The organism is Saccharopolyspora rhizosphaerae (genome assembly GCF_003931915.1).
Lineage (GTDB): Bacteria > Actinomycetota > Actinomycetes > Mycobacteriales > Pseudonocardiaceae > Saccharopolyspora > Saccharopolyspora rhizosphaerae.
In genome coordinates, this window is record NZ_RSAA01000004.1 from 143601 (window position 1) to 163349 (window position 19749).

Sequence of the window (19749 nt, forward strand, 5' to 3'; positions counted from 1 at the left end):
CGGTGGACGTGCGCGGGCTGGACGAGGACGAACGCGCGCTGCTGGCCGCCTGCAGGCGGGACCCGGTGGAGCGGGAGCTGCTGGCGGTCTGGCGCCGGTGGGAGCGCCACCCCTCGACCCGCCCGCTGTGGGCCGCCGAGCTGCAGCAACGGCTCGCGGTGGACGCGCGGTCGCCGGGCACCGGGCTCTCCGGCCGCACCGGCGGACTGCCGGGCACCTCCGCCCGCGTGCAGGGACTGCTGCTCGGCGGAGCGGTCGGTGAGTTCGCCGCGCTCGGCCGCGTCGGCCAGCGCACCGGCGCGCTGCTGTTCGCCCTGGAAGGGCTGATCCGCGCGCACACCCAGCTGCGCTCCGACGGCTCCGGCGAGCCGACCTCGGCGGTGTTCGCGGCATTGCGCCGCTGGCTGCACACCCGCGGCGTGCCGTGGCGCGACTGCGGCACCGGTTCGCCCAGGCCGAGCGGAGCGCTCGTCGCGGAGAGAGGTCTGCACGACCTCGCCAGCGACGAGCCGACGATGCTGACCTCGGTCGCGAAGGTCGTCGCCGGGCACCCGCAGGGCACCCGGCAGCAGCCGATCAACGCCGCCGACAGCGCCACCGCGGTGCCGTTCGGGGCGCTGGCCGCGCTGTGGTCGGGCGACCCGGGCGCGGTGTTCGCGCTCGGCGGCGACCTCGCCGCGCTCACCCACGGGCACCCGCACGGGCACAGCCCGGCCAGCGTGCTGGCCTCCACGACGCTGTGGCTGATGCGCGGCAACGACCTGGAAACCTCGCTGCGGCAGGGGATTTCGGGATGGCAGTCAGGTCGTACGGCGCTCGGCGAGGCACTGCGGCTCGGGATGCTCAGCCCAGCGGGGTTCCGCCCGGGCCGCGCGCACCTGGGCGCGAGCCGGAGCGGGCTGGGCGCGCTGGCCGTGGCCGCGCGGGTGGCACTGGCCTGCGAGGACGACTTCGCCGCGGCCCTCGCCGCGGCCACCGAGCACGACGGTGACGCCGCGAGCGCGGCGATGCTGTGCGGGCAGCTGCTCGGCGCGTTGCACGGCCCCACTGCGATCCCCGCCGAGCTGCTGGAGCGGCTGCCGATCGTGGAGGTGGTCGAACGCCTCGGGCGGGACGCGGCCACCGAGTTCGGCCCCGAACCGGACGAGTCAGCCGGGTGGGAGGAGCGCTACCCGGCCGACGACTCCGCCGCCACCGCCACCCTCCCGTCCACGGCGGACTACCGGACGGGGCTGACCGGCGTGCCTCGGCTGGCCGCCTCGCGGGACCGCTTCCTCGGCGCGGTGCTGGGCTGCGCGGTCGGCGAGGCCCTCGGCATGCCGATCGCCTCGGACACCTGGGACGAGATCCGCGCCCGGCACGGCGACGAGGGGCTCACCGAGTACGTCCCCGCCGGTCACCCGTCGGGACGCGTCGGCAGCGACACCCAGCTGCTGCTGTTCTCGGTGGAGGGGCTGCTGCGCGCCAACGTCGCCCGGCGCGCCGGTGAGGCCGAGGACCCGATCCGGCACCTGCAGCACGCCTACCAGCGGTGGCTGCACACCCAGCACTTGAGCTGGCCGCGCGCTGCGGGCGAGTTCCTGCGCGTCGCCCCCGAACCCGACGGCTGGCTGGTGCGGGAGCGCGCGCTGTTCCAGACCCGCAACCCCGGGCGCACCATGATGCGCACGCTGATCGCCTTCGCCAAGGGCCAGCAACCCGTGGGCGCGCCGGACCAGCCGGTGAGCGATTCGGCGGGCAGCGACGCCATCCTGCGCGCGATCCCGGCGGCGCTGTGGTCCGACGACCCCTCGGAGGTCTTCGCGCTGGGCATGCGCAGCGCCGCGCTGACCCACGGCCACCCCACGGCGCTGCTCAGCGCGGGCGTCCTCGGCTACCTGGTGGCCCGGTCGTTGCTCGGCGAACACCTCGCGGACGCCGTCACCGGTGCGCTCACCCAGCTCGCCCCGCACGCCGGGCACCAGGAGGTGACCCGCCGGCTCACCGCTGCCCGGGACCTCGCGCGCGGGGACCGGCTGAGCCCGGAGGAGCTCGAACGCGCACTGGGCACGGCCGCCACGGCCGCCGAAGCCCTCGCCTTCGGCCTGCACGCCGCTCTGGTGGCCGACGGCGACGTCGACTCCGCCCTGCGGATCGCCGCCAACCACTCCGGTGGCAGCGCCGTCACGGCCGCGGTCGCCGGCTCCCTCACCGCGGCCGGCGCCGGTGCCTCGACGATCTCCCGGCGCTGGACCACCGAGCTGGAACTGCACGACGTCGTCGAGCAGCTCGCCCGGGACGCCGTCCGGGAGTTCGGCCCACGACCACCCGCCTCCTGGGACTCCCGCTACCCGCCCACCTGACCGACCTGCACGGCGTCCTTCCCGGGGCGTGCGGGTGTGGCGTCGGACGTGCCGGGCTGGTTAACGTCTCCGGCATGGATGAGCTCGTGCACTTCGAGGTGGCGGACGGGGTCGGGACGATCACCCTGGACTCGCCGCACAACCGCAACGCCCTGTCCGCCCAGCTCCGCAGGGAGCTCAAGGGTCACCTGGACGCCGCGATGGACGACGACGCGGTGCGCGTGGTGGTCCTGGCGCACACCGGCAAGGTCTTCTGCGCGGGCATGGACCTCAAGGAGTCGCGCTCGGCGGACTCCGACGAGCAGGGCGTCAACGAGTTCCCCGCACTGCTGGAGCAGATCTGGACCAGCCCCAAGCCGGTCGTCGCCAAGCTGGCGGGTCCGGCGCGCGCGGGCGGTGTGGGCCTCGTGGCCGCCTGCGACATCGCGGTGGCGGCCGAGTCGGCCACGTTCGCCTTCACGGAGGTCCGCATCGGCGTGGTCCCGGCGGTGATCTCGGTGACGGTGCTACCGCGGCTGCACGCCCGCCCAGCGCACGAACTGTTCCTCACCGGCGAGACCTTCGACGGACGGCGCGCGGCCGAGATCGGCCTGCTCAACTCCGCCGTCCCGGCCGAGGAGCTCGACGCCGAGGTCAAGCGCTACACCGACATGCTCGCGCTGGGTGGCCCGCACGCCTTGGCGGCCACCAAGGCGATGCTGACCAGCCAGCGGCCGGCTTCGATGAGCGAGGACTTCGCCGAGATGCTGCAGCTGTCGGCCAAGCACTTCGCCGGGGAGGAGGGCCAGGAGGGCATCGCGGCCTTCGCCGAGAAGCGCAAGCCCCGCTGGGTGCCGGACGCGCTCACGTGACCAGCGGTCGGTGGCACGCTCCGTGCCACCGACCCCCCTGCCCCCTCAGGAGCGGGTGAGCACCGCTGTGAACCGGCGGCCGCACATCGGTCGCTCAGCCGCGTCGCGCAGCACCGAGTTGATGCCGTTGAAGGCCTTCGGGTCGTGGTCGGCCAGGTCCTGGAAGTTCGACCAGACCAGCACGTGCTCCCCGTCGGGCAGCCAGGACAGGTCGGTCAGGCAGTCGTACAGGGAGTCCAGGTTGCGCCCGGCCCACTCGGGGAAGTCCAGCACCGCGGCGATGCCGTCCAACGTGGTGCGCTTGTTCACCAGGTCGGTGCCGTCGAGGACGTGCGCCGTGGCACCTCGTTCCTCAGCCGCCGCGACCGCCTCGCTGGCCGTCGTGTCGGCGATCGGCTGCTCACACACCGGCTGCTCCTTCCGCAACCTGCTCGCCAGTCTCGTTCCGAACATGGCACTCAACCCGCCGTATCCACAACCACGAACGACTCATAGTGATCACCGGTGTAGTACACCTCTTCACGGCTGCCGGTGACCAGCCTGCGCGCCCCGCGGTCCGCCGAACCAGGCGTGGGCACGGTGTACTCGTGGTAGTAACCCCGCTCGTGCTCGGGCAGCTCGCCTTCGCGGTTGCCGAACACCGAGCCGTCCTTGCCCGGGAAGGGGAAAGGCCCGCCCTCTTCGATGAGCCGGTAGGTCTTGCCGGCCTCGGGCGGCAACTGCGACAGCCGCTCGACCTGCAGGCCGGACTCGCGGGCACCGGGCACCTCGGTGCTCGGCGCGCCGGCGAGGACGTCCTTGCCGAACCAACCCAGAACGACCAGGGCGACCAGCCCGATCAACGCCGACGAAATGCGCTTGCGCGAGCTCACGCCGCTCTTCCCCTCCGCCCGGTGGAACCCCCGCTGCCACCGTCGACCGGCGTTCCGGGACCGGGTGCGCGGGTGAACTTGGCACCGATGCCGTCGACCGCGCGGTCGACGACGCGGGCCACGCCCCAGCACAGCGGCACCAGGACCGCGAGGACGAGAGCGACCTGCAACGGGTAGACGAGCTGCACCAGCCACAGCTCGACGCCGTCGTACCACTCGACGAGCAACTCCAACACAACGCGCAGCGTACGCGCGCCCGGACGCGCGTGCGCGCACCCCCGGCGCCCGCGCTCGGGACCCCGTGTGCACCGGCTCGGCGACCGGGGTGCGGCGGTGGTCGCACCACCCCGGCGCGCACCGGAAGCCCGAGGTCAACGACCTGCGGGAGCGCGCAGGTGAGGCGCGGGGACGCTCGCCCGCTGGAGCACGGCCCGGTCGAGCCGAGGCAGGTGTGGAGCAGGTCCCCCCACCCGCGCGCCCGCTGGTGAGCAGCGGCGCGGATCCGCCCGCGCAGTCCGGAACCGCGCGAGCACGCCGGGCAACACGTGCGGTCACCACCCGGTCACCTCGAGAAACCGCGACACGACCGGGATGCGCTGACGGCGTTCACGACTGCGACCGTCTCCGCGGAACCCTCCTCCGGCCTGCGCGGAGCTGCCGGGAGGTCGCTCCGCCACCGGCGCTTTCGACGGGCAGGCGGAAGCGGGCCCCGCCCACGACACCCTCCGGTGCGCGGCGAGGCCCGGGACGACCCGTGCTGCGGATCAGGAGCCGGAGCGCTCCCGGATCGACTTGATGATGGCGCCGAAGTCCTGGCCACCGCCGCCTTCCTCGTTGAAGCGGCGGTACAGGTCGGTGGCGAGGCGGCCGATGGCCGTGTCGGTCCCCGACTGCTCCGCCGCGGACACGGCGAGGTTGAGGTCCTTGAGCATCAGCGCCGCTGCGAAACCCGGCTCGTAGTCGTGGTTCGCCCGGCTGGTCTCCACCAGGTCGGGCACCGGGCAGTTCGTGGTCAACGCCCAGCACTGGCCGGTGGAGATCGACGCGACGTCGTAGAGCGCCTGGTGCGAGAGACCCAACCGCTCCCCGAGCACGAACGCCTCGCTGACCGCGACCATCGACGCGCCCAGGATGAGGTTGTTGCACATCTTGGTGACCTGGCCGTTGCCGGGACCACCGCAGTGGATCACCTTGCGCGCCATGGGCTCCAGCACGCTTTCGGCCCGGTGGAAGTCGTCCTCCGCACCGCCGACCATGAACGTCAGCGTGCCCGCTTCGGCACCGGCCGTGCCGCCGGAGACGGGGGCGTCGATGCTGCCGAAGCCGGCCTCTTGGGCGCGTTCGTGCGCCGCGCGGGCGTCTGCGACGTCCACAGTGGAGCAGTCGATCAGCAGTGCGCCGGACTCCGCGTTGGGCAGCACCTCGTCGTAGGCGTCCAGCAGGTGCTTGCCGCTGGGCAGCATGGTGATCACCGCTTCGACGCCGCTCACGGCCTCCGCGATCGAGTCCACCGTGGTCACGCCGCTGTCGGCGACCGCCGACAGCGCGGCCGGGACGAGGTCGTAGCCCCGCACGGTGTGCCCGGCCTTGACGAGGTTCGCCGACATCGGACCGCCCATGTGACCGAGTCCGATGAAACCGATGACAGCCATTGTCACAACCCTTCTGCTCGAACTTCCGCCAAGGCCCCGGCACCCGCCGCTCAGCCGAAGAGGTCCGGCTCGCCGGCCACCGGCTCGAAGAACTTCTGCACTCGCGATTCGTCCACTTCGGACAGGGTGGTGGGCGACCACTGCGGGTTGCGGTCCTTGTCCACCAGGGTGGCGCGCACGCCTTCGACGAAGTCGCCGATCCGCACGCAGGCCATGGCCAGGCGGTACTCCTGGGTCAGCGCCTGCTCCAGCGAGGTGCAGCCGCTGCGCAGCGCCCGCAGGGTGACCTTGAGCGCGGTCGGGGACTTGGTCTCGATGGTCGTCGCGGCGTCCTTCGCGGCCCGCTCGGGGCGCTCCCGCAGCCGCGCGAGGATCACCTCGAGGTCGTCGCCGGCGTAGGCGGCGTCGATCCACTCGCGGTGCTCGGCGAGCGAGGGTTCGGGCGCCGGAGCGGCGAAGCGAGCCAGCACCTCGTCGACGTCACCGCTGCTCAGCGCGTCGATGAGCGCGGGCAACTGCGCGCTCTCGACGTGGTGGTCGGCCAGGTTGCAGTACAGCGCGTCGGCACCGCCGACAGCGGTGCCGGTCAGCGCCAGGTGGGTGCCCAGCTCACCGGGGGCGCGCGACATCAGGAAGGTGCCGCCCACGTCGGGGATGAAGCCGATGCCGGTCTCGGGCATGCCGACCTTGGAGCGCTCGGTGACCACCCGGTGCGAGCCGTGCGCGGTGATGCCGACACCGCCGCCCATGCAGATGCCGTCCATGATCCCCACGACCGGCTTGGGGTAGTTGGCCAGCGCGGAGTTGAGCCGGTACTCCTCAGACCAGAACGCCGAGGGCAAGGTCTCGTCCCCGGCCTTGGCCGCGTCGTGCAGCGCGCGCACGTCGCCGCCGGCGCACAGACCGCGCTCGCCGGCACCGTCGATCAGGATCGCCCGGATGTGCTCGGCGCCGCGCCACCCCTCGACCGCTTCGGTCATCTCCCGGACCATGCCGAGGGTCAGCGAGTTGAGGGCCTTGGGGCGGTTGAGCGTGATCCGCCCGAGCGAGCCGTTCTCGCTGACCAGGATCTCGGACTCCGTCATGGTGCGAACTCCATCGTTGTGCAAGGTGCTGCCCCCGCGGTGGCGGTCAGGCCGCCAGCAGACCACGGGAGATGATCAGCCGCATGATTTCGTTGGTGCCTTCCAGGATCTGATGCACCCGCAGGTCGCGGACGATCTTCTCCAGGCCGTACTCCGCAAGGTATCCGTATCCACCGTGGATCTGAAGCGCTTCGTTGGCCACGGTGAACCCGACGTCGGTGGCCAGCCTCTTGGCCATCGCGCACAACTTGGTGGCCGCCGGGTCCTGGGTGTCCAGCGCCCACGCCGCCCGCCACAGCAGCAGTCGCGCGGCCTCCAGCTCGGTGGCCATGTCGGCGAGCTTGAACTGCAGCGCTTCGAACTCGCTGAGCTTGGAGCCGAACGCGCTGCGCTCGCGGACGTACGCCAACGACTTGTCCAGCGCGGCCTGGGCGCCGCCGAGCGAGCAGGCACCGACGCTGAGCCGACCGCCGTCGAGCCCGGCCATGGCGATGCGGAAGCCGATGCCCTCCTCGCCGAGGCGCTGGTCGGTGGGCACCCGCACGCCGTCGAAGACGACCTGGCGGGTGGGCTGGGCGTTCCAGCCCATCTTCTTCTCGTTGGCCCCGAAGGAAAGACCGTCGGAACCGGCTTCGACGACGAAGGTGGAGATGCCCTTGTGCCCGGGTTCGCCGGTGCGGGCCATCACCACGTACACGTCGGAGCTGCCGCCGCCGGAGATGAACTGCTTGACGCCGGTGAGCAGGTAGTCGTCGCCGTCGCGGACCGCGCGGGTCTGCAGCGCGGCGGCGTCGGAGCCGGCACCGGGTTCGGTCAGGCAGTAGCTGGCGAGGCGTTCCATCGTGCACAGCTGCGGCAGCCAGCGCGCCCGCTGGGCGTCGGTGCCGAAGCGGTCGATCATGCCCGCGCACATGTTGTGGATGGAGATGTAGGCGGCGATCGAGGGATCTCCGCTGGCCAGCGCCTCGAAGATCAGCGCGGAGTCGAACCTGCTCAGGCCGCTGCCCCCGTGGGCTTCGTCGACGTAGACGCCGCCGATGCCCAGTTCTCCTGCTGCACGCAGGGTTTCGACCGGGAAGTGCTTGTCCTGGTCCCACTCCACGGCGTGCGGTTCGAGCTGGTCGTGGGCGAACGCCAGCGCCGCGTCCCGGATGGCGCGCTGGTCGTCGGTGAGCTCGAAGGGTGAGCTCGCCACTGCTGCGACGGACACGTCGACTCCCTCCTCGCGACCGGGTGGGGGCCGGGTTCGCCGGCCCCCACCCGCGCGATCAGTGCATCGTCGGGATGGTGAAGCTGGCGCCTTCCTTGAGTCCGGAGGGCCAGCGCGAAGTGACCGTCTTGGTCTTGGTGTAAAAGCGGATCGAGTCCGGTCCGTGCTGGTTGAGGTCGCCGTACCCGGACCGCTTCCAGCCGCCGAAGGTGTGGTAGGCGATCGGGACCGGGATCGGCACGTTCACGCCGACCATGCCGGTGTCGACGCGGTTGACGAACTCGCGCGCGGCGTCGCCGTCGCGGGTGAAGATCGCCACGCCGTTGCCGTACTCGTTCTCGCTGGGCAGCCGCAGGGCTTCCTCGTAGTCGGCGGCGCGCACGACCGACAGGACCGGGCCGAAGATCTCTTCCCGGTAGATCCGCATCTGCGGGGTCACGTGGTCGAACAGCGAGGCGCCCATGAAGAAGCCGTCCTCGTGGCCTTCCTTCGAGTAGCCCCGGCCGTCCACGAGCAGCTCCGCCCCCTCGTCGACACCGACGCCGACGAGGTCGTGGACGCGCTGCCAGGCCTGCTTGGTCACCAGCGGGCCGAAGTCGGCGTCGGCGTCGAAGCTGGTGCCGATCTTGAGCGCCTCGACCTTCTCGACGAGCTTCTCGACCAGCGCGTTGGCGGTGGCCTCACCGACGGGCACGGCGACCGAGATCGCCATGCAGCGCTCTCCCGCCGAGCCGTAGCCGGCGCCGATCAACGCGTCGGCGGCCTGGTCGAGGTCGGCGTCGGGCATGACGATCAGGTGGTTCTTGGCGCCGCCGAAGCACTGGGCGCGCTTCCCGTGGGCCGCGGCGGTCGAGTAGATGTACTCGGCGATGTCGGAGGACCCGACGAAGCCGACCGCCTCGATGCGCGGTTCGGTCAGCAGCGCGTCGACCGCGGTCTTGTCGCCGTTGACCACGTTGAAGATGCCCGGCGGCAACCCGGCCTCGATGAACAGCTCCGCCAGCCGCAGCGGGACCGAGGGGTCGCGCTCGGAGGGCTTGAGCACGAAGGCGTTGCCGCAGGCGATCGCCGGTGCCGCCTTCCACAGCGGGATCATCGCCGGGAAGTTGAACGGGGTGATGCCCGCGACCACGCCCAGCGGCTGGCGCAGCGAGTAGACGTCGATGCCGGTGCCGACGCTGTCGCTGTACTCGCCCTTGAGCAGGTGCGGCACGCCGATGGCGAACTCGACGACCTCCAGACCGCGCTGGATGTCGCCCTTGGCGTCAGCGACGGTCTTGCCGTGCTCGGAGGACAGCAGCCGAGCCAGGTCCTCCATCTCGTCGTTGACCAGCTGCACGAAGCGCATGAGCACCCGGGCGCGCTTCTGCGGGTTCATGGCCACCCAGCCCGGCTGCGCCGCAGCCGCGTTGTCGACCGCCGCCGAGACCTCGTCGGTCGAGGCCAGCGGCACCCTGGCCTGCACCTGGCCCGTGTTGGGGTCGAACACGTCACCGAAGGAGCCGGAGGTTCCCGGCACCCTCTTGCCTCCGATGAAGTGCTCCAGCTCGCTAGTCATCTCGCACCGCACCTCCGCCGAACCGGCCCCCCGGAACAAATACTAGGAAGCCAAACTGTTTGTATCCCAATCTTCCCCACAAGGAACGTCCGCACAACAGGGTGTGCCGCGTCACAGTATCGATTCTGCGCACGCCACGCCGTTCCACCCAGCGCCGGTGGAGTGAGGTTCAGGCGGAGGCGCGGGAGGCTGCGACCTTGGCGCCGACGGTGGCGCGCCACTCCTCCGGCAGGTCGGGGAGGCACCCCGCGACGTGCTCGGCGAGGTCGGTCCGGCCGCATGTCGTGAGCGCGAAGACCTCCGCGACCGCGACACCGTGATCAGGCTGGGTCAGCAGGCGGACCCGGTCGCCCGGGCTGATCTCGCCCGGGCGCTCGACCGCCAGGTAGGCCCCGGTGCGGCCGTGCCGGGTGAACCGCTTGACCAGGCCGGGCACGTCCCAGAAGCCGGCGAAGACGCGGCACGGTGTGCGCGGGCCGGTCACCCGCAGCACGGCGTCGCCGATGGCCCAGCGCTCGCCGACCAGCGCAGAGCTGGTGTCGGCGCCGGTGAGCGTCAGGTTCTCGCCGGCGTTGCCGGGCACGAGCTCCTTGCCGAGCTCGGCCGACCAGAACGCGAGCTCGTCGACGTCGAAGGCGTAGGCGGCCTGGTACCAGGTGCCGTGGTGGCGGGTGTCGCACACCACGTCGCCCTGCGCGCCGGTCTCGGTGAACAGCACCGGGCCGTCGGCGGGACGCTTGTCGATGCCGGACCTCCCGTGCCGCCCGGTCCAGTCGTCGGTCCGCACGACCGCCAGGTTCACCGACGCCACGCCGATCACGAGTTCCCCCTGCTTCGAGCGACCGCGAGGGTCACAGCCGGCCCGCCACCGCGCGCAGCGCGTCCGCGGCCTCCCGGCGGAGCAGGTCGACCAGGTCCGCGGCCGGCATCGGCCGCGCCGAGGCGTAGCTCTGGCCCGCCCACAACGAGACGGCCTCGGCGTCCCCCGCCTTGCCCGCAGCGGCCCGCATCGGCTTCGTGAGGTTGTTGACCTGCGGGTACGCCGCGGGAGCGTCCTGGTTGTCGAGCATGAAGCGGTTCACCAGGCCGCGCGCCGGACGTCCGCTGTAGGCGCGGGTGATGTCGGTCTGCCGCTGGCCGTCGGCCATCTCGGCGCGCTGCACCTGCTGCGTGCCCGCCTCGTCGCAGACCAGGAAGGCGGTGCCCAGCTGCGCGGCGCTCGCGCCCGCGGTGAGCACCGCGGCCACGTCGGCGCCGTGCACCAGTCCTCCGGCCGCGATGATCGGCAGGTCGACCGCCTCGCGCACCGATCGGATCGCGGGCAGCAACCCGAGCAGCGGGCCACCGCCGATCTGGCCGGGATCGTCGTGGAACACGCCCCGGTGCCCGCCGGCCTCCATGCCCTGCACGCACACCGCGTCAGCACCCACCCGCGCGGCCTGCCTGGCCTCGTCGGCGGTGGTCACGGTGATCACCACCTCGGACCCGGCCGCGTGCAGCCGCTCCACGGTGGCGGCCTCCGGGAGGCCGAAGGTGAACGACACGACCGGGATCCGCTGCGCGATGAGGAGTTCGACCTTCGCCGGGTAGGAGTCGTCGTCCCAGTCGCTCGAGCCCGGTTCCACGCCGTACCGCCCGGCGGTCTCGGCCACCCGCCCCCGGTAGTCCTCGAGGTCCACGTCGCGCCGCTCGCTCGGCACGAAGAGGTTGACGCCGAAGGGTTCGGCGGTCAGCGAGCGCGTCCGCGCGATCTGCTCGGCGAGCGCTTCCTCCCCCGTCAACGCACCCGCCAGGTACCCCAACGCCCCGGCCTCGCTCACCGCCGCCGCCAGCTCCGGCGTGCTCAACCCACCGGCCATAGGCGCCGCCACCAGCGGAAACCGCCCAGACAAGATCATGCCCACAACCTACCTCCGAACCACCAGCAACACCGACCGTTCGCCGAACCCGAACACCACGAGGCCCACGACCCCACACCCACCCGAGCAACCGGCACCACCCCCACAGGACGCCGGGCACTCAACCTCGCTCCACCGAGCGGGACCGAAGACCCACCGAGCGACCGGCAGCGACCCACCTGAGCGACCCCCACGCCACCCGACCAACTCGCACCGCCTGGGGTTCTGAGCGGCTTCGTGGCGAGTACGCCGGGACGCCGCGCGACGTGCTCGAGGAGCGGCGCGCGGAGTCCACGGAGCCGCTCCAGGTCCCCACCCGCGAGCCGACCACGTGCACCGAAGCATGAAAGTGGGCGGGAACCCGACGCCTGGGTTCCCGCCCACTCGCACCATTGCGATTTTTCCGACACCCCGCCACAGGGCCGCTGGTGCGTTCATGGGGTGGCCGGCGCAGCAGGAGCGCCGGCCACCATCAGGGCACGATCAGTGGAACTGCGCGGTCTCGGTCGAACCGGCCAGCGCGGTGGTCGACGAGTCCGGGCTGATGGCAGTGCTGATCGTGTCGAAGTAGCCGGTACCGGCCTCGCGCTGGTGGCGAGTCGCGGTGTAACCGCGCTCCTCCGAGCCGAACTCCTTCTCCTGCAGCTCGACGTAGGCGGTCATGCCGTCGCTGGCGTAGCCCTTGGCCAGGTCGAACATGCTGTAGTTCAGCGCGTGGAAGCCCGCCAGGGTGATGAACTGGAACTTGAAGCCCATGTGGCCGAGCTCGCGCTGGAACTTGGCGATGGTGCTGTCGTCCAGGTTCTTCTTCCAGTTGAACGACGGCGAGCAGTTGTAGGCCAGCATCTGGTCCGGGTACTCGGCCTTGACGGCCTCCGCGAACTTGCGGGCCATCTCCAGGTCCGGCGTGCCGGTCTCCATCCAGATGAGGTCGGAGTACGGCGCGTAGGCCTTGGCGCGGGCGATGCAGGGCTCGATGCCGTTGCGGACCTTGTAGAAGCCCTCAGAGGTGCGCTCGCCGGTGATGAACTCCTTGTCGCGGTCGTCGACGTCGCTGGTCAGCAGCGTCGCGGCCTCGGCGTCGGTACGCGCGATGACCAGGGACGGGACGCCGGCGACGTCGGCGGCCAGGCGAGCGGCGTTCAGCGTCTTGACGTGCTGGCTGGTGGGGATGAGCACCTTGCCGCCCAGGTGACCGCACTTCTTCTCGGAGGCCAGCTGGTCCTCCCAGTGCACACCGGCCGCACCGGCGGAGATCATGCCGCGCATGAGCTCGTAGGCGTTGAGCACGCCACCGAAGCCGGCCTCGGCGTCGGCGACGATCGGGGCGAGCCAGTGGGTGTCGTCGTCCTCGACGGTCTCGACCTCGGGGTCGAGCTTCTCGGCCCAGTTGATCTGGTCCGCACGCTTGAGGGCGTTGTTGATGCGACGCACGACCTGCGGGACCGAGTTGGCCGGGTACAGCGACTGGTCGGGGTAGGTCTCGCCTGCCAGGTTGGCGTCGGCGGCGACCTGCCAGCCGGACAGGTAGATGGCCTTGAGACCGGCGCGGACCTGCTGGACCGCCTGGTTACCGGTCAGCGCGCCCAGCGAGTTGACGTAGTCGGTCTCGTGCAGCAGCTTCCACAGCCGCTCCGAGCCCAGACGGGCCAGGGTGTGCTCTTCCTGCACCGAGCCGCGGAGGCGGACGACGTCCGACGCCGTGTGGGTGCGCTCGATGCCCTTCCAGCGCGGGTTGGTGTCCCACTCGCGCTGCAGCTCCTCAGCGGCCTTCTTCGCCTGCTCGCGGATGCTCATGATTTTTCCCCTTCCGGGATCGCTGGCGACCTGCTGCAATCAATGTTGAACGCTGCCAAGCGAAACTGGGGCAGATTTTCGGGGAAAATTTCGGAGTTCTTCTGCTAGCATCAACGCCATGACGGACTTCGCCACCGAAGAAGACCGTAGTTTTTCTACGGAACACGACCTTCTGGTCTTTGGTCAGCGTCTCAGGCACTTGCGCCGAGCCGCCGGATTGACTCTCGTGGAGCTCGGCGAGCGCGTGGGGAGAGCACCGTCACAGCTCTCGCTGCTGGAGAACGGCCACCGCGAACCGAAGCTGTCGTTGCTGCGGTCGCTGGCGGACGCGTTGGGCACCTCCGTCGACGAGCTGCTGTCGAAGAAGGCCCCCAACCGTCGCGCCGAGCTCGAGATCGCGGTCGAGAAGGCCCAGCTCGACCCGATCTACCAACGGCTCTCGCTGCCACCGCTGAAGGTCGGCAAGCGGCTGCCCACCGAAGCCCTCGAACACGTGCTGGGCCTCTACGAGGAGCTCCGGCGCCGGGAGACGCAGAAGGTGGCGACGCCGGAGGAGGCCCGCAAGGCCAACGCCGAGCTGCGCAGCATGATGCGCCGCCACAACAACTACTTCCCCGAGATCGAGAAGGCCGCCAGTGACCTGCTCAAACGCATCGGTTACCACGGCGGGCCGCTGTCGGAGGGGCTGATCCAGACCATCGCGACCCACATGGGCTACCAGCTGAAGTTCGTCACGGACCTGCCGCGCTCGGTGCGGTCGGTGACCGACATGAAGAACCGTCGCATCTTCCTGCGGCGGGAGTCGCTGGGCATGCACAGCCCCCGCACGATCCTGCTGCAGACCCTGGGGCACCTGACGCTGGGGCACAGCCAGCCCCGCGACTTCGCCGACTTCCTGCGGCAGCGGGTGGAGGCCAACTACTTCGCGGCCGCCGTGCTGGTGCCCGAGCAGTCCGCGGTGCCGTTCCTGCAGGAGGCCAAGGCCGAGCGGGACCTCGCGGTGGAGGACCTGCGGGACGTGTTCTCGGTGTCCTACGAGATGGCCGCGCACCGGTTCACCAACCTGGCCACCCAGTACCTGGACCTGGTCTGCCACTTCGTCCGCAACGACGAGACCGGCATCATCCACAAGGCCTACGAGAACGACGGGCTGGTCTTCCCGACCGACCCGACCGGCGCGATCGAAGGGCAGCGGATGTGCCGTTACTGGGCGGGACGCCAGGTCTTCGCCTCCCCGGACCGCTACTCGACGTACTACCAGTACACCGACAAGCCGGGTGCCACGCACTGGTGCGTCGGGCACGTCGACCCGAGCCGCGGCCGGGACTTCGCCATCACCCTCGGCGTGCCCTACACCGAGTCGCGCTGGTTCCGGGGCCGCGACACGAACAACCACTCGAAGTCCGGTTGCCCGAACGGCGAGTGCTGCCAGCGCCCGCCGGCCGAGCTCGCCAGCCGCTGGGAGGGCATGGTCTGGCCCTCGGCCCGAGCCCACTCCCACGTCCTGGCCGCCCTGCCCGCCGACACCTTCCCCGGCGTCGACGAGGCCGACGTCTACGCCTTCGTCGAGTCCCACCAGGGCTGAGCAGGTCCACCAGCGACAACCACATCACCGCAGGTCACCACGGCACGAGGGTGCGCGTGCTCCACTCGGAGCTCCGCGCCCCGGACCTGCGCGCCTGAAGTCGGACGTTCCAGCAGCGACTTCCCCGCCCCCTCACCGCAGGTCACGTGGTCGGCTTGGTGCTGAGGCGCCAGTTCTGACCTCCGATGAGTCCCGGACCGCGAGCGACGCACGTCCGCGGTGGGACGTTCCCGGTGAGACCTCTCCCAACCACCACGTCGCCGCAGGTCACACGGGTGGTCGAGGCGTGAGGTCCCCCGTGGAACGGGCCCCTTCAGCGGCGGAGCTCGGCGATGCCTTCGGCCATCGTGAGGAACTGCGCGGCGGCCGGCGAGAGAGGCCCGGGACGCCAGAACAGGACACCCCGGCGCACCACGCGAGGGCGCAGCGGCAGCACGACCGCGCCGCGGGCGGCGGCGTCGCGGGCCATCGACCGCGGCAGCAGCGTCGCGCCCGCCCCGGCCAGCACCAGCGGCACGATCATCGCCTGGTGCGCGGTCTCCACCGCGAACGACGGTTCCCCGCCCCGGGTGCCCACGGTGTCCTCGATGACCGCCCGTGTCGCGGTGCCCGGCGGCGTGGCGATCCAGTCCAACGTGGACAACTCCGGCACGCTCAACCGCTTCTGGCCGGGCACCGAACCCGGCGGCAGCACCGCGAAGATCTCCCGACCGCGCAGCACCATGCTCTCCAGGTCGCCGATGGGGTGCTCGGAGTCGACCACGCCCAGCTCGCACTCACCTGCCCGCACCGACGAGGTCACGTCGGTGCCCAGCTCCGGGTCGGCGATGTTGACCGCGACCTTCGGGTACTCCCGCAGGAAGGTCCCGATGAGCTCGGCGAGCGGGTCGACGGCCAGCGTCGTCTGCGCGACCACGTCGAGGCGTCCGCTGGACAGGCCGAGCACCTCGCGGACCGAAGCCGAGGCCGTGCTCAGGTCGCGCATCACCTGCCGGGCCGGTTCGGCCAGGGCGTCCCCGGCCGGCGTCAGCGAGACGCCGTGCGGAAGCCGGTGGAAGACCTTGCCGCCGAGCTCCTTCTCGAGGTTGCGGATGGCGTGCGACAGCGAGGGCTGGGCGACGTGCATCGCCTGCGCGGCCGCTGTGAAGCTGCCGTGCTCGACGATCGCCAGGAAGTACTCCAACTCCCGCCGATCCATCACACCTCCCACCGACGAGCCCGCCTGCCCGGCCATCACACCCGGGCAGGCGGGACATCGCAGGCCGACGCTACTCGTGCGCGGTGCGGAAAGCCGCGGCCGCCTCCACATCCGACCACTGGTCGTCGTCGAGGTCGACGCGCAGCCGCCGCAGCTCGCCGGTGAAGGCGTTGTCGACCGGGCGGTAGTCGTCGGTCACCGGGCTGGCCCGATCCACCCCGACGTCGAAGGTCTCGTCGAAGGCGAAGTAGTACGGGATCGTCGCGTCGACCCGGCCCCAGGCGACCTCGGTGCCGTCCACGTGCAGCGTCACCGCGCCGCCCTTGCCGACGCCACCCCCGTCGTAGTCGAAACGCAGGCTGATCTCGTGCTCACCGGCCGCGACCCGCTCCGGCGCGCGGACGTGCTGGACGACCGAGCCGAAGTAGTTGTAGGCGTAGCAGGGCTTGCCGTCGTGGAAGTAGAACGACCAGCCGCCGGTGTGCCCGCCCTGGGCCACCAGCACGCCCTCGACTCCGCCCTCGGGCACCTCGACCATCGCCGTCAGGGTGTGCGAGCGGTTCTTGACGTTCGGGGCGGTCTCCTCGGTCAGCCGCTTGGCCCCCGCGTGGAAGGTCACCGAGCGGCGGTCGCCCATCAGGTCGAGGCGGCCCGCTTCGAGGGGGTTCTCCCGCTCGGTCATCCGGTCGTCCAGCGGCAGCACCTGGTGCTTGGCGGCCTCGACCAGGAACAGCTGCTGGAGCTCGCGCAGCTTCTCCGGGTACTGCTCGGCGAGGTCGTGGGACTGGGTCCAGTCCACGTTGGTGTTGTAGAGCTCCCACCGGTCCTCGTCGAAGGAGCGGCGGACACCGTCCTGCACCATCACCCACGGGGTTCCGTGGCGAGTCACGGCCATCCACCCGTCCTGGTAGATGCCCCGGTTGCCGACCATCTCGAAGTACTGCACGCGGTGCCGGTCGGGCGCGTCGGCGTCGTTGAAGCTGTACAGCATGCTGGTGCCCTCGATGGGCTGCTGCGGAACGCCGTTGACCTCGGTCGGGTGCGGCAGACCCGCGGCTTCGAGGATCGTCGGCACCACGTCGATGACGTGGTGGAACTGGTCGCGCAGACCGCCGCGCTCGCTGATGCCGGCCGGCCAGTGCACGATCATGCCGTCGCGGATGCCGCCGAAGTGCGAGGCGACCTGCTTGGTCCACTGGTACGGGGTGTTCATCGCCAGCGCCCAGCCGACCGGGTAGTGCGCGTGCGTGGACGCGTCCCCGAGGGACTCGTCGTGGGCGTTGATGAACTCGGCGCTGTCGGGGATGCCGCTGGCGAAGCGGTGCTCGTTGAGCGTGCCGCCCAGACCGCCCTCAGCGGAGGCCCCGTTGTCGCCCAGGATGTAGACGAACAGGGTGTTGTCGAGCTCACCGAGCTCGTCGAGGGCGTCGACGAAGCGCCCGACCTGGTCGTCGGTGTGCTCGGCGAACCCGGCGTAGAGCTCCATCAGCGAGGCCGCGGACCGCTTCTCCTCCTCGGAGAGCTCGTCCCAGTGCGGCACGCCTTCCGACCACGGCGCCAGCTCGGCGTCCTGCGGTACGACGCCCAGCTCCTTCTGCCGCGCCAGGGTGATCTCGCGCTGCGCGTCCCAGCCGTGGTCGAACTTGCCCCGGTACTTCTCGCGGTACTCCCGCGGCACGTGGTACGGCGCGTGGGTGGCACCGAAGGGCAGGTAGACGAAGAACGGGTTGTCGGGCTTGAGCGAGGTCTGGTCGCGCACCCAGTCGATCGCGTTGTCCACCAGGTCCTCGGACAGGTGGTAGCCGTCCTCGGGTTTGCGGGTGGGCTCCACGGGTTTCGTGCCGTCGAACAGCACGGGGTACCAGTGGTTCATCTCGGCGCACAGGAAGCCGTAGAACTTCTCGAAGCCCTCACCGGTGGGCCACCGGTCGAACGGGCCCGCCGCGCTGACGTCCCGGGCCGGGGTCTGGTGCCACTTGCCGAACGCCGCGGTGTTGTAGCCGTTGCCCTGCAGCATCTGACCGATCGTGGCGGCGCTGTGCGGGCGGATGCCGCAGTAGCCGGGCGCCGCGCTGGCCATCTCGGTGGTCACGCCCATGCCGACGGAGTGGTGGTTGCGGCCGGTCAGCAGCGCCTGCCGGGTCGGCGAGCAGATGGCGGTGACGTGGAAGCGGTTGTAGCGCAGGCCGTTGTCGGCCAGCCGCTCGGCGGTGGGCGTGGAGCAGGGGCCGCCGAACGCGCTGGGCGCCCCGAAACCCATGTCGTCAAGGAGCACCACGACGACGTTCGGAGCTCCCTGCGGCGGGCGCAACGGCTGCCGGGGCTGGAAGGCCGGGCTCTGGTCGCGAGCGTCGAGCGACGTCACCGCGGGCGGCTGAGGATCGGGGATCGGCAAGCGTTCGCGGGAGAACTCCACGAGCAACCTCCAGGCAGCGTCGAGCCCGCCACTTTTCGGTGGCGCACCAGGGGGAACGTCGATGTGACCGGCGGAAACCGAAACACCGCAAGACCTTTGCGAGCGCATGCTATCCACCGGTCCGCCCCGCACAACCCCGCTCCACCAGCTGGGAGCGAGACGCAGCTCACGGATCGAGGGTGTTCTCGCAGCTCACCGACCGAGCAGACCGATCCTCGATCCACCCCATAGTCAACTCCTATTCCTGGAGGGCGCTGCGCGCACCGGGAGGGGCGATCGGCAGCGCTCCAGCCCTGAGCGACGGAAGCGGGCCAGGTCGGGTGGCCGCCGCCACGGGATCCCCTGAGGGTTCCCCGGTGACGCGTTGTTCGTGGAGAGCGACCACCCAGGTGGTCAGGTCGAGGCTGGGCCGCAGTTCTGCCACCTGCGGCTGCACGCGTGCCCGGTGGCCGCGGAGCAGAGCGAGGCACTGCTCGCCTCGCGGACGAGGGCGGCGAAGGCCCGCAGCTCGACCGGCGCATCCCCGACGCCCGCAGCCGCGAACAGACCGCCGCTCCCTCCGGGGCCTGTCCACTGTAGATGCGGCGGCCGGCGGAGGCGCGCCGGACCGGAGCGAGGAACAGGCCCTCGCGCCCGTAGAAGCGCGGGGCGTACCCGCTCAGCTCCACTGCGCCCCTGAGCCCGTCAGGCCCGGCGACTGCGGCTGGTCAGGCCGGAGGGGACGACCCGGACCGGGAACGGGTTGGTCGCGTCGAACATCTCTGGTCCGGTGACTTCCGCGATCCGCGCGTACTCACCGTCGTCGCCGAGCTCGAACACGGTCAGCCTGGGCTCCAGCGGATCGATGACCCACTAGCTCGGGACGCCGAACCGCTCGTAGAGGGCCTTGGGAGTTCAAGTCGTTGAACTTCGTGCTCGGCGACAGCACCTCCACCGCGAGCACCGGAGTCGTCGGCAAGTAGGCCTCGGTCAGGTCCTCATCCCGGGCGACCAGCAGGTCCGGGTCTGAGCTCGACCGTGATGGAGGGACGCACCGCGAACGGGGCAGGCAGCTCGTCGGGACAGGCCTCGTCGAGCATCGCCCCCACCGCAGCACCACCTTCTAGTGCTTGTACCCAGGCGCGGGCGTCACGAGAAGCGCCCCGTCGAGGAGCTCGTACCGGTGGCCATCATCGGGCGTTGTCTGCAGGTCGTACACCGTGGACGGGCGACCTTGGACGATGCCGTGCGGACCGGTCGTCTCTGCCATGACTGACATGGTGCCCTCCTTTCCGATCGACGGAGA

General features: G+C 71.0%; 18 protein-coding genes. 3 read left to right on the forward strand and 15 right to left on the reverse strand.

Annotation, left to right across the window (positions count from 1 at the left end; genetic code table 11):
• Positions 1–2 precede the first annotated feature (2 nt).
• Positions 3–2342 carry an ADP-ribosylglycohydrolase family protein gene (locus tag EIL87_RS04115; RefSeq protein WP_125088798.1) on the forward strand — a complete coding sequence of 780 codons (2340 nt, stop codon included), beginning with the start codon at positions 3–5 and terminating at the stop codon, positions 2340–2342.
• A gap of 74 nt (positions 2343–2416) precedes the next feature.
• On the forward strand, positions 2417–3193 hold the full coding sequence (locus EIL87_RS04120; RefSeq protein ID WP_125088799.1) for an enoyl-CoA hydratase family protein: 777 nt from the start codon (positions 2417–2419) through the stop codon (positions 3191–3193).
• A 45-nt stretch (positions 3194–3238) separates the two neighbouring features.
• Here EIL87_RS04120 and EIL87_RS04125 read toward each other — a convergent pair whose 3' ends face one another.
• The 10 genes from EIL87_RS04125 to aceA all read right to left on the reverse strand — a co-directional run bounded on the left by EIL87_RS04125 (position 3239) and on the right by aceA (position 13265).
• A complete protein-coding gene (locus tag EIL87_RS04125) occupies positions 3239–3601 on the reverse strand; it encodes a barstar family protein (RefSeq protein WP_233576007.1) in 363 nt (120 codons plus the stop codon).
• Positions 3602–3651: 50 nt separating this feature from the next.
• A complete protein-coding gene (locus tag EIL87_RS04130; RefSeq protein ID WP_125088801.1) occupies positions 3652–4065 on the reverse strand; it encodes a ribonuclease domain-containing protein in 414 nt (137 codons plus the stop codon).
• Entirely contained in the window at positions 4062–4301 is a 240-nt protein-coding gene (locus tag EIL87_RS04135) for a hypothetical protein (protein ID WP_125088802.1), read from the reverse strand. The genes EIL87_RS04130 and EIL87_RS04135 overlap by 4 nt, the downstream gene beginning before the upstream one ends.
• 528 nt (positions 4302–4829) lie before the next feature.
• Positions 4830–5717, reverse strand: a complete 888-nt coding sequence (mmsB, locus tag EIL87_RS04140) for a 3-hydroxyisobutyrate dehydrogenase (protein ID WP_125088803.1) — start codon at positions 5715–5717, stop codon at positions 4830–4832.
• Between the two features lie 50 nt (positions 5718–5767).
• Positions 5768–6802 carry an enoyl-CoA hydratase/isomerase family protein gene (locus tag EIL87_RS04145; protein ID WP_125088804.1) on the reverse strand — a complete coding sequence of 345 codons (1035 nt, stop codon included), beginning with the start codon at positions 6800–6802 and terminating at the stop codon, positions 5768–5770.
• Positions 6803–6848: 46 nt separating this feature from the next.
• On the reverse strand, positions 6849–8012 hold the full coding sequence (locus EIL87_RS04150) for an acyl-CoA dehydrogenase family protein (protein WP_125088805.1): 1164 nt from the start codon (positions 8010–8012) through the stop codon (positions 6849–6851).
• A gap of 58 nt (positions 8013–8070) precedes the next feature.
• Complete coding sequence (locus EIL87_RS04155) at positions 8071–9570, reverse strand: CoA-acylating methylmalonate-semialdehyde dehydrogenase (RefSeq protein WP_125088806.1); 1500 nt, start codon at positions 9568–9570, stop codon at positions 8071–8073.
• A gap of 169 nt (positions 9571–9739) precedes the next feature.
• Positions 9740–10390, reverse strand: coding sequence for an MOSC domain-containing protein (locus EIL87_RS04160; RefSeq protein ID WP_233576008.1), 651 nt, complete (start codon positions 10388–10390; stop codon positions 9740–9742).
• A gap of 31 nt (positions 10391–10421) precedes the next feature.
• Positions 10422–11468, reverse strand: a complete 1047-nt coding sequence (locus EIL87_RS04165) for an NAD(P)H-dependent flavin oxidoreductase (protein ID WP_125088807.1) — start codon at positions 11466–11468, stop codon at positions 10422–10424.
• Positions 11469–11951: 483 nt separating this feature from the next.
• On the reverse strand, positions 11952–13265 hold the full coding sequence (gene aceA, locus EIL87_RS04170; protein ID WP_125088808.1) for an isocitrate lyase: 1314 nt from the start codon (positions 13263–13265) through the stop codon (positions 11952–11954).
• 118 nt (positions 13266–13383) lie between these two features.
• Between aceA and EIL87_RS04175 the strand changes: the two genes are divergently transcribed.
• Positions 13384–14850 (forward strand): helix-turn-helix transcriptional regulator, encoded by a 1467-nt coding sequence (locus EIL87_RS04175; RefSeq protein WP_125088809.1) that lies wholly within the window; start codon positions 13384–13386, stop codon positions 14848–14850.
• Between the two features lie 313 nt (positions 14851–15163).
• On the opposite strand, the gene EIL87_RS04180 is transcribed toward EIL87_RS04175, so the two are convergent.
• The 5 genes from EIL87_RS04180 to EIL87_RS27815 form a co-directional block, all read right to left on the reverse strand.
• The gene (locus EIL87_RS04180; protein WP_125088810.1) at positions 15164–16048 is read right to left on the reverse strand and encodes a LysR family transcriptional regulator; all 885 of its coding nucleotides are present in this window, start codon (positions 16046–16048) and stop codon (positions 15164–15166) included.
• A 70-nt stretch (positions 16049–16118) separates the two neighbouring features.
• Positions 16119–18413, reverse strand: a complete 2295-nt coding sequence (locus tag EIL87_RS04185) for an arylsulfatase (RefSeq protein WP_233576009.1) — start codon at positions 18411–18413, stop codon at positions 16119–16121.
• Positions 18414–19148: 735 nt separating this feature from the next.
• Positions 19149–19283 (reverse strand): hypothetical protein, encoded by a 135-nt coding sequence (locus EIL87_RS27805; RefSeq protein ID WP_325049391.1) that lies wholly within the window; start codon positions 19281–19283, stop codon positions 19149–19151.
• Entirely contained in the window at positions 19258–19563 is a 306-nt protein-coding gene (locus EIL87_RS27810) for a Uma2 family endonuclease (protein WP_325049392.1), read from the reverse strand. The genes EIL87_RS27805 and EIL87_RS27810 overlap by 26 nt, the downstream gene beginning before the upstream one ends.
• 3 nt (positions 19564–19566) lie before the next feature.
• Complete coding sequence (locus EIL87_RS27815) at positions 19567–19722, reverse strand: hypothetical protein (protein ID WP_325049393.1); 156 nt, start codon at positions 19720–19722, stop codon at positions 19567–19569.
• Positions 19723–19749 lie beyond the last annotated feature (27 nt).